This is a genomic window from Streptomyces cyslabdanicus (genome assembly GCF_052663305.1).
The window spans coordinates 80,388-90,094 of the sequence record NZ_JBQRUW010000060.1 but is presented as its reverse complement, the minus strand read 5'-3'; the positions used below and the strand labels follow the sequence as shown (position 1 = coordinate 90,094).

General features: G+C 72.0%; 11 protein-coding genes. 3 read left to right on the top strand and 8 right to left on the bottom strand.

Annotated elements, in window-relative coordinates; genetic code table 11:
- The 4 genes from ACTYVM_RS31680 to ACTYVM_RS31665 all read right to left on the bottom strand — a co-directional run.
- The coding region (locus ACTYVM_RS31680) for a polysaccharide deacetylase family protein (protein WP_445529269.1) at positions 1 to 889 on the bottom strand (889 nt) is incomplete at its 3' end.
- A gap of 43 nt (positions 890 to 932) precedes the next feature.
- On the bottom strand, positions 933 to 1,961 hold the full coding sequence (gene xynA / locus ACTYVM_RS31675; RefSeq protein ID WP_445529268.1) for an endo-1,4-beta-xylanase XynA: 1,029 nt from the start codon (positions 1,959 to 1,961) through the stop codon (positions 933 to 935).
- A gap of 241 nt (positions 1,962 to 2,202) precedes the next feature.
- A complete protein-coding gene (locus ACTYVM_RS31670; RefSeq protein ID WP_445529267.1) occupies positions 2,203 to 2,553 on the bottom strand; it encodes a hypothetical protein in 351 nt (116 codons plus the stop codon).
- 409 nt (positions 2,554 to 2,962) lie between these two features.
- Positions 2,963 to 4,261, bottom strand: coding sequence for an MFS transporter (locus ACTYVM_RS31665; RefSeq protein WP_445529266.1), 1,299 nt, complete (start codon positions 4,259 to 4,261; stop codon positions 2,963 to 2,965).
- 90 nt (positions 4,262 to 4,351) lie between these two features.
- On the opposite strand from ACTYVM_RS31665, the gene ACTYVM_RS31660 reads away from it, so the two are divergent.
- Both ACTYVM_RS31660 and ACTYVM_RS31655 read left to right on the top strand, forming a co-directional pair.
- Complete coding sequence (locus ACTYVM_RS31660; protein ID WP_445529265.1) at positions 4,352 to 5,116, top strand: DeoR/GlpR family DNA-binding transcription regulator; 765 nt, start codon at positions 4,352 to 4,354, stop codon at positions 5,114 to 5,116.
- A gap of 8 nt (positions 5,117 to 5,124) precedes the next feature.
- Positions 5,125 to 5,697, top strand: coding sequence for a histidine phosphatase family protein (locus tag ACTYVM_RS31655; RefSeq protein ID WP_445529264.1), 573 nt, complete (start codon positions 5,125 to 5,127; stop codon positions 5,695 to 5,697).
- A 58-nt stretch (positions 5,698 to 5,755) separates the two neighbouring features.
- Here the strand turns inward: ACTYVM_RS31655 and ACTYVM_RS31650 are convergent, their stop codons facing one another.
- Together ACTYVM_RS31650 and ACTYVM_RS31645 are read right to left on the bottom strand one after the other, a co-directional pair.
- Positions 5,756 to 6,511 (bottom strand): CbtA family protein, encoded by a 756-nt coding sequence (locus ACTYVM_RS31650; RefSeq protein ID WP_445529263.1) that lies wholly within the window; start codon positions 6,509 to 6,511, stop codon positions 5,756 to 5,758.
- Positions 6,512 to 6,532: 21 nt separating this feature from the next.
- Positions 6,533 to 6,751, bottom strand: coding sequence for a CbtB domain-containing protein (locus ACTYVM_RS31645; protein WP_445529262.1), 219 nt, complete (start codon positions 6,749 to 6,751; stop codon positions 6,533 to 6,535).
- A 316-nt stretch (positions 6,752 to 7,067) separates the two neighbouring features.
- Here ACTYVM_RS31645 and ACTYVM_RS31640 point away from each other — a divergent pair, with 316 nt between their 5' ends.
- A complete protein-coding gene (locus ACTYVM_RS31640; protein WP_445529261.1) occupies positions 7,068 to 8,180 on the top strand; it encodes an aminotransferase class V-fold PLP-dependent enzyme in 1,113 nt (370 codons plus the stop codon).
- A 102-nt stretch (positions 8,181 to 8,282) separates the two neighbouring features.
- Here ACTYVM_RS31640 and ACTYVM_RS31635 read toward each other — a convergent pair whose 3' ends face one another.
- Positions 8,283 to 8,777, bottom strand: coding sequence for a hypothetical protein (locus ACTYVM_RS31635; protein WP_445529260.1), 495 nt, complete (start codon positions 8,775 to 8,777; stop codon positions 8,283 to 8,285).
- A 220-nt stretch (positions 8,778 to 8,997) separates the two neighbouring features.
- A complete protein-coding gene (locus ACTYVM_RS31630; RefSeq protein WP_445529259.1) occupies positions 8,998 to 9,705 on the bottom strand; it encodes a winged helix-turn-helix transcriptional regulator in 708 nt (235 codons plus the stop codon).
- Between the last annotated feature and the right edge of the window lie 2 nt (positions 9,706 to 9,707).

The window sequence follows — 9,707 nt, the reverse complement described above, 5'->3', positions numbered from 1 at the left end:
AACTGGGGTAGCTCGCGCTGATGTTCCAGGTCGCGATGATCTTCTCCGGCGACGGAACGTTCATCGTCACCGTCCAGTTGCTCGAACCGCTCACCGACACGTTCAGGTTGTAGCGGTCGCTCCACTGTTCGGCCGCGGACAGCGTCGCGGTGCACCCACCGGTGCCACCACCGCCGCCACCGCCGCCGGAGCCGCCTCCGTCGGGGGCCACGGCGCGGCCCGTCTGCGGGGAGATCATGCCGGAGCACAACCCCTTGGCGGCCAGCGTCTGCGCGATCCGCGGGATCGCGGCGCGCGTGTTGGCGGGCCACTCGTGCATCAGGATGATCTGGCCGTTGCCGAGCCGGGAGACGGCCTGCACGATCGCGTCGGTGCTCGCGCCGTTCCAGTCCTGCGAGTCGACGTCCCAGATGATCTCGGTCAGGCCGTACTTGGCCTCCACCGACTTCAGGGTCGCGTTGGTCTCGCCGTAGGGCGGCCGGAACAGCTTGGGCGTGCCGCCGCCAGCGGCGGCGATGGCCTGCTGGGTCCGGGAGAGTTCCGAGTCGATCTGTGCCTGGCTCTGCTGGGTCAGGTGCGGGTGGGTGTAGCTGTGGTTGCCGACCCACATGCCGGCGTCCACCTGGGCCCGCACCTGGGCCGGGTAGGAGGCCGCGAACTGGCCCTCGTTGAACATCGTGGCCCGCAGCCCGTTCTGCTTCAGCGCGTTGAGCAGGGCCGGGGTGTTGTCGTTGGACGGACCGTCGTCGAAGGTGAGTCCGACGTAGCCGTTGCAGGTGGCCGCGTACGACGGAGCGGCGTCGACGGCGAGGGAGCCCGCCGCGGCCAGTGCCGCGACGGCCAGTCCCGCGACCACGGACCGCGGTGACGCGAGTGGTCTGGTTCTCATGCGGCGTGGGACCTTTCTGAAGAGGCCTTCGGGGTCGGCGGGGTCAGCTCGCACTGCAGGAGACCGTCGGCCAGGTCCAGGTGCCGTTGGTCTGGATGGTCACACCCCAGTTGTTGCCGTTGCCGTTGGGCTTGGCGACCAGCACCTGTGAACTGGGGTAGCTCGCGCTGATGTTCCAGGTCGCGATGATCTTCTCCGGCGACGGAACGTTCATCGTCACCGTCCAGTTGCTCGAACCGCTCACCGACACGTTCAGGTTGTAGCGGTCGCTCCACTGCTCGGCCGCGGAGAGGGTCGCGGTGCAGCCGCCACCACCACCGGTTCCACCACCGTTACCGCCGCCGGTTCCACCACCGTTGCCGCCACCGCCGGAGCCGCCGTCGCTCACCGTGACGTTGGAGTTCCCGCTGCTCTGGTAGCCCTCGGTCGCGAGGATCATGTAGTTGAAGCTGCCCAGCTTCATGCCCTTGCTCGCCCAGGCGTCGAAGTGGTTGCCGGTGGTGATGGTTCCCCCGGTCTTCTTCGACTGGCGGACGCTCCAGTACTGGTCGAAGGTCCGGGTGCCCTCGATGGAGGGGGCGTTGACCCGCGTCGTCTTGTAGATGTCGTAGGTGCCGCCGTCGCTGGTGACGGTGCCCATGAACGTTCCGGTGGGCCGGTAGGTGCCCCAGTTGTCGACGACGTAGTACTCCACGAGCGGGTTGGTGGTCCACCCGTAGAGGGCCAGGTAGGCGTTGCCGGACGGGTTGAAGCTGCCCGAGTAGTTGACCGCCTTGCGTCCGCCGGTGGCCCAGCCCTTGCCGGCCACGAAGTTGCCGACGTTGCTCCACTGGGTGCTGTAGTTGCCGCCGGAGCCCAGGTTCATGGAGACCGAGCCGCCGCCGTCGGTCCAGAACGAGTAGTAGTAACCGTTGTTGGTGCCGGTCTGGTTCGACGTGATGACCGTGTCGGCGCTGGCGGTGCCCGGCAGAGTCATCGCAGCCATGACAACCAGGGCGGCGGAGCAGAGGCTCCGGATGAACCATGTGAAGCGACCGTGTCTGCGGCCGTTCGCCTGGACGAGGGTGTTCATGTCCGTGCTTCCTCCTCGTGAAGGGGTGGGGGGGCAGCACGGCAGAACCGCGGGGAACGGCCGGCTGCCAGGAGGTGACGCAGCGGTGAGAAGTGTTGAGCCGGGCCGGTCAGCTGTCAACAGTTTCGGTCGTAATTTCGAAACGTTCGCTCGACACGGAGGCCTTGAGGAAGCACGTTTTCCCTGTACAGAGCCATAGTTGCCGGAGCCGCCCGGGCATGCTCGACTCGACCGCCAAGCCCTAGATCAACTTTCGGCCCAACATCATCGAAAGTTTCGGGAATTCCCTCGGGCCCCCGCGCTCCGGGTCGTCCGGTACAGGCTCCAGGACCCTGGCCCGTACGGTGCTCGAGCCGATCTCCACCAGGACGGTGCGCGCCCCGCCGGGGTCCGGGAGGGCGAGCTCCAGCGAGGCGTCCGGTTCGGTCCGGGCCACGGCGGCGCACCACAACGCGACCGTGGCCGGATCCCGGCCGCCGGGCGCCTCGACGGGCACGGTCGCGGAGTCTCCGCCCAACGGCCGCCGGCCCGCCGGCCGCGCACCGCGCTCGACGGCCGCCCGCCACAGCGTGTCCAGGTCCGCCGCGTGCACGGTCCGCCCGACCCGGTCCCCGAGCAGGTGTCCCGCGGACGGCCAGGACCGGACCCGCGGTCCCGACCGGGGCCCCAGAAGCCGTTCGGTCCTCGCCGCGCGGGTGGCCAGAACCGTACCGGCCGGGCGGGGCCAGGACGTCCTCCCAGCACGGCAAACCGGGCCGCTCCCGGCGGCTGTGCCCCGTCCTAGTGCCGCGGCGGGCAACGTTTGCCCGTCAAGGAGCGGCGTCCGGTGCGTGCTCTGGGGGTCCCCCCTGCTCGAAGAGCTTGGGGGAGTGCCGGCCGGAAGTCCTCGTACTGGATGTACTCGGGCTTTCGGCCGGTGCGGCGAGTGGGGGTCCCCCCTGCTCGAAGAGCTTGGGGGAGTGCCGGGCGTCGCGACGGGGCAAACGTTGCCTGTCGCGGCACTAGTGCCCCGCGCCTCGACCCTCGTCGGCCCCCCGCTCGCCCCGGAGGGATGACGCGGCCGGACTCCCGGTTGCAGGGACGGGCCCCCCGGTCGCGACCGCGAGCGCCCGCCGCGGTCGCAGCACTCCCGCCGTCACCGCCGCGACGGCGCAGCAGGCCACGGGGAGGAAGAAGGTCAGGTTCAGCGGGATCAGGCGGGTGAGCCACCCGATCACGGCCGGTCCCGCGAGCATGCCGAGGTAGCCGAGCCCGGCGACCTTGGAGACGTTGGCACCGGCGGCGTCGGCTTCGGCATGACCGGCGGCGCTGAAGAGCTGGGGGACGCAGCCGGAGAGGCCGGCGCCGAAGAGCGCCCAGCCCGCCAGGGCGAGCGGAACCCACGGCGACAGGGCGGCCGCGGTCATGCCGACGGCGGCCACCGCGCCGCCGTGGCGCAGGATCGCGGCGGGGCCGAAGCGGGCCGAAAGGCGGTCGGCGAGGAGGCGGCCGATGGTCATCGTCGCGGCGAACGCGCCATAGGCGAAGGCCGCGGTGCTGTCGGAGGCGCCGAGAACGGTCCGCAGGTGCAGCACGCTCCAGTCGTTGGCGACCCCCTCGCACAGCATGACCAGCAGCGCGAGGACGGCCAGGATCCAGATGCGGGTGCCCGCCGGGGCCGCCTGCCCGGCCGGCCCGCCAGACCCGGACCTGGCCTCGTGCTCGGCTCCGCGCTCGGCTCCCGCTTCCGTGGCCGGCCTCGCGGCGGCGGGCAGCAGCCCCCGGGCGGCGCACACGGAGACCAGCACGCCCAGCACGGCCGCCGCGCCGAGCGTCGCCGCCGGGGTCCAGCCCGCGCTCGCGACGGCGGCCCCCGCGAGGGCGGCCACCACGCCACCGACGGAGAACGTGGCGTGGAAGGCGGACATCACCGGGCGTCCGTACGCCTTCTCGACCTGGACGGCGTGGGCGTTCATGCTCACGTCCAGGCAGCCGTTGCCGAAGCCGAGCACGATCAGGGCACAGGCGAGCATCCACGGCTCGGAGGCCAGTCCGGGCAGCGCCAGGGCGGCACTGCACAGCACACCGGAGGCGGGCACGACGATCCGGGTGCCGAGGCGGTCAGCGACCGGTCCTGCCACCTGCATCCCCACGAAGGCGCCCGCCCCGAGCAGGAGCAGGAAGCCGCCCAGGACGGCGTGGCTGACGCCGACGCGGTGCTCGATGGGCGGGATCTGCACGATCCACATCCCGAGCAGGGTCCCGTTGAGGATGAAGTACGCGAAGGTCGCCAGACGTGCGGCGCGCAGGGAGAGCTGCATGGACCGAACGTATCGAACACAAAGCATGTTTGAAAAGCGCCTGTTCTCACAGGGTTTCTGTTTGTCAGCGCATGGTGTTCAATCGCGGGCATGGGGAACACGGGCCGTCTGAGGCAGATCACGGACGCGGTGCGCGAGGCGGGCAGCCTCGGCGTCGGCCAGCTGGCCGAACTCACCGGAGCCTCGGAGATGACCATCCGCCGCGACCTGGAGGCCCTGGCCGCCCAGGGCGTGCTGGAACGCTTCCGGGGCGGCGCCCGCAGCCTGTTGCTGCGCGGCGAGGAGCCCCCCTTCGACCTGCGCGCGCAGGAGGGCGCGGAGGCCAAGCGGCGCATCGGCGCGGACGTGGCCGCGCTGATCGCCGACGGGGAGACGGTGGTCCTCGACAGCGGCACCACCTGTCTGGAGGTGGCCCGTGCGCTGCGTGGCCGGCGGGTGACCGTGATGCCGCTGTCGCTCCAGGCCGTCCAGGTGCTCGCCGACAGTCCCGGGCAGACCACGCTCCTGGTGCCCGGCGGCCGGCCCCGCCCCGGCGAGGGGGGCCTCACCGGACCCCTGACCCTGGCCTCTCTGGCGGCCCTGCGCTTCGACACCGCCGTCATCGGCTGCTGCGGGCTCACGGCACAACAGGGCCTGACCGCCTACGACCTGGACGACGCGGCGGTGAAGCGGGCCGCGATCGACTCCGCCCGACGGGTGCTCGCCGTGGCCGACGGCAGCAAACTGTCCCGGACGGCGCACGCCTTCGTCGCGCCGGTCGCGCGGTTGCACACCCTCGTCACCGACGGTTCCGCGCCACCGGATGCGATCGAGGCGATCCGCGCCGCGGGCACCGTCGTCAACACCGCGCGGTAGGAGTGACGTTGACCAGCCGTGTCCTTCTCGTCTCGCCCGCGACGAGCCCGTCGCTGCGTCAGGCCCGGTTCGACGACGGCGACGCGATCGACGCCGGCGGGGCGGCCGGGGCCCGTTCGGCGGCCGGATCGCTGCCCGCGGCGGCCCGCGTGCTCCTGTCTCCGAGCCGGCGCTGCCGGCAGACGGCCTCGGCGCTCGGCCTCGACGGTGTGGTGGCGGCGGAGTTGACGGGTCTGGACCCGGGCCGCTGGCGGGGCCGCACCCTGGAGGAGGTGATGGCCACCGAGCCGGAGGCGGTGGGCCGCTGGCTCACCGACCCCGGCTGCGCACCGCACGGCGGGGAGTCGGTGCGGGACGTGTGCGAGCGGGTCGGGCGCTGGCTGGACACCGCACGGGACCTGGACGGCCGTACGCTCGCCGTGGTCGAGCCGGAGGTCGTACGGGCCGCCGTCGTCCGGGTACTGGGGCTGCCCGCGGCCGGCTTCTGGCGGCTGGACATACCGCCGTTGACGGCCACGGAACTCAGCGGACGGGCCGGTCGCTGGAATCTGCGGCTCGGACAGCCGCTGGCGGCGCGCTGAGGAACGCGACAGGGCCCCCGGGACGGTTCCGGAAGGGCCCTGTCGTGTACGGGAGGGTTCAGTGCGCGGCCGGCACCGGCTGCCCGGACGCGGCGGTCGCGGGCCTGGGATGCAGCAGTCGCTCGGCCAACTCGCCGAAGAGCAGCCCGAAACCGCCCCACAGGACGGTCTGCATGGCCAGGGCGGAGAGCCGGAACCGCCACAGCACGGCGGCCGGGAAGTCCGCCGGCACCTCGTTGACGACCGGCAGGAAGGCGTACGCGAGGCCGATCACCACGGCGAAGACGGCCACCGCGGCCACCGTCGCGTACCACGTGCCCAGAGCGGGCGCGAGGCGCTTGCCCAGGATGGTGGCGCCGATCGCGAGCAACACGCTGAGCAGCATCATCAGGAAGTACAGGGTCGTCCGCTTGCCGATGGTGTCTTCCTCGCCGACCGCGGGCGGGTTGGCCGGGTACTTCAGGAACGGCACGACGTACACGGCCAGCAGCGCGCAGCCGGACAGCAGCAGCGCGGTCGCCCGCGGGGAGAAGCGGCCCACGCGGCCCAGCGCGAAGCAGAAGGCGAGCGCGGCGATGCCGCCGAAGGCGACCCCGTAGACGAGGACGCCGGTGGCGAGACCGGCGGTGGACTGGAGGGAGCGGGAGACGACTTCCATCTCGTCGTGCGAGTGGGCGTGCGCCTCCTCGAATCCGATCGCCTTGTCGACGAGCGGCTCCCCGAGGAAGTAGGCGACGACGAGGGCGAGCACACCGGCGGCGAGGCCGGCGAGCATGCCCCGCACCAGGAGGTTTCTTACCGTTGCGGAGTTCATGAGCGTGCGGCGTCCCTCGCGTCAGTGGCAGGGGAAGCCGAGCAGGTGGCGGGCGTCGTGCACCCACTCGTGAACGTCCGTGCCGCTGAACACGGAGGTGGCGCCCTGCTCGGCGCCGACGAAGTACAGCAGGACCAGCATGAGAACGCCGAAGAAGACCGCCCAGGGAGCAATCGCCTTGAGCGGCACTGTGGCGGGAACGGCGGGGGTGGCAGTCGGCTGGGCGACGGTCTGCGCCATGGCAGAACCTCCTCTGGGAGTTCGCGTCCCATCTCGGTGGTACACAGGACGACAGCCACGGGTCTGACTCACGAGCGCTTCAGCGGGCGTTCGCATACAGTGGCGCGACCGTGCCGGATTCCCACCGGCTTCCGTCGTACCGTCGTCGACATCGCACAGACGGTATCGCGTGCCGCCCGCCCGGCCAAGACCATGCCCCCGGACGTGATCTCCTCCGCCGGCGAACGCGTCGACGAGGACCAGGCCCCGGCCCCCGGCCCCCCTGTGGCAAGATGCGCTCTCGATCCGCACGCACCACCCCGGAGGGACGAGCCCCGTGCTCACGTCGTACGCCGACCATTTCGACACGCCCGCCGGGTACCTGGACTTCGCGCGCTTCGGGCCGCCCTCCCGGGACGCCGTCACCGCCACCGCGCGTGCCCTGGAGGCGTCCGCCCGCGCCGACCACACGACCGTGGACACCCTGATGCGCGCGGAGGACACCGCACGGGAGACGGCCGCCCGCCTCGCGGGCGCCGACGCCCGGCACACCGTGCTGCTCCCGAACGCGTCCACCGGTCTGTTCCACGCCGCGCTCGGTGTACGGCAGGGCGTGGTCCTCGCGCCACGTACCGACTTCCCCGCCAACCACTACCCGTGGCGCCGCTCCGCGGATCTGGGCCGGGCCACGCCGCGCTGGCTCGACCCCGCTCCCGGCTCCGGCGTCACCCCCGACCTGGTCCGCGCCGCGCTGAGCGACGACGTCGTGGCCGTGTCGGTCAGCGCCGTGGACTTCCGCACCGGGTTCCGTGCCGACCTGGCGGCGCTGCGCGAGGCGATCGGACCCGACCGGCTGCTGATCGTGGACGCCATCCAGGCGTTCGGGGTCGCCGCCCTGCCCTGGGACGCCGCCGACGTGGTGGTCGCGGGCGGCCAGAAGTGGCTGCGGGCCGGATGGTCGACCGGCTTCGCCACCCTGTCCGACCGCGCCCTGGAATCCCTGGAGCCGGTCCTCACCGGCTGGACGGGCGTCGAGGACGTGGGCCTCTTCGACGGGGCCGAGCATCCGCCGGCGCCGGACGCACGACGGTGGTCGATCACCAATCTGAGCCCGGTGACGGCCGCCGCGTTCGCGGCCGCGCTGGACGTCGTCGAGCGGCACACCGTCGACGCGATCGAGACCGCGATCGCCACACGGATCGCCGAACTCACCGAGGCCGTCCAGGAGTGCGGCGGCCGCGTCCTGTCCCCCGCCGACCCGGCACGGCGCGCGGGCATCCTCTCCTTCACCGTGCCGGACCAGGATCCGTCCCTGGTCGCCAAGGCGCTGCACGCCGAGGGTGTCACCGCGACGGTGCGCGCCGACTCGCTCAGGCTCTCCCCGCACGCCTCGACCCCGCCGGAGGCAACCGAACGGGTCGCCGCCGCGCTGTCGTCCCTGAAGGGGTGAGCCCGCGGCTCGGCGAACGGCTCAGCGAACGAGGCGACGCTGCCGGGAACTTCGGCCCGATTACGGCGGGCCGAGTTCTTTCCCGTGCTCCGGGCCGCGCCGTCACCACTCGTCGTCGTCGTGGCCGTTGAGCACCCTGAAGCTGCCCACGACGCCGTCGTCGCCGAACATCAGACCCCCGTTGACGGTACGGGTCACCACGCCGTTGGTGTCGCCGTGGGGGCCCACGGTGGCGACCGGAGCGCCGTTGTCACAGGTGAAGCCGCGGAAGACCTCGACGGTCTTCCAGCTGTCGTTGAAGACGTTGAAGCTGCTGGAGCCCAGTCCGCTGGCCGCGGTGATGCAGCCGTCGGCGGCGGCGGAGTACGCACGGTCGTTGAAGTAGACCCTCCCCTCGTCCCGATGGCCGCGGTCACGCCCGCCGCCCTCGCGGTCGCGGCCCTCGCCCCCGCGGTCCCCGCCCTTCTCCTCGTTCGCGCTGCCGGCGACCGGACGGGCCGGGGCGGGGGCGGCCTGTTGGACGGGCTTGGCCGCCGGCCGGACGGATACGGCCGCCTTGTGAGCAGACGCGGACGCCGGGGCGGATCCGGATGTCATCGCGTAGGTGATACCGCTGGCTGTGAGGAGTGCCGCGCCTACTCCGGCAGCGGCCACAGCAATGGTGCGCGTGCGCATGTCGCTTCTCTCTGTCTCACGGACGTCGGCCGGGCGACCGACCTGCGACGAACGTAACGAGAGCCCCCATTACTGTCATTTCAGATAGGTCCCAGGCGTGACATCGTGAGCCCAGCCAGGCGAAAACACGGCGTGGCGCGTGTCATCCGGGGTTCTCCCCCGTCCGGTCGAACGCGCAGTTCGCCTTCCGGGCACGCGGGGGCGGCAGGCGGAACAGGCCCCTCAGGCCGCGCAGAGCCTCGCTGTCGCCGGACGCCGACGCCACACCGCTCTCGATCGCCTCGGCGAACGTGAGGTCCTGGCCGGTCAGACGGAGGAACGCCTCCTGACTGATCGTGATGGTCGCGTCGGGATGCTGGGCCGGTCCGTGCAGCGCCTCGATCGTCCCGTCGTCGATCCGGGCGTGGAAGAACTCGTCGTCGACGCGGAACTCGTACACCGCGCGGAGTCCGGCGGCGGCCTCGGCGTCGAAGCAGGCCCGCAGGCCGAGCACGGCCCAGCCCGGATGGAACGTCTCGGTCGCGCGCCGTTCGCCCATCGCCCACTTCAGGCCCCACCGGGCAAGCTCCAGGATCGTCGGGCCGAGTTCCTCGCCGGCCTCGGTGAGGGCGTACGCGGGAGTCCGGGCGGGCGGCGGGAGCGTGATCTTGTGCGCCAGCCCCTCGCGTTCCAGATGCTTCAGGCGGGCGGCCAGCAGTCCGGTGCCGAGGCCGCGCAGGCTGGCCTGCAGGTCGCCGAACCGCTTGGGCCCGGTCAGCAGCTCGCGGATCAGCAGCAGCGTCCAGCGCTCGCCGACGAGGTCGAGGGTGCGCGCGGTCGCGCAGTACTGGTTGTACGTCCGCTGTTCCACTT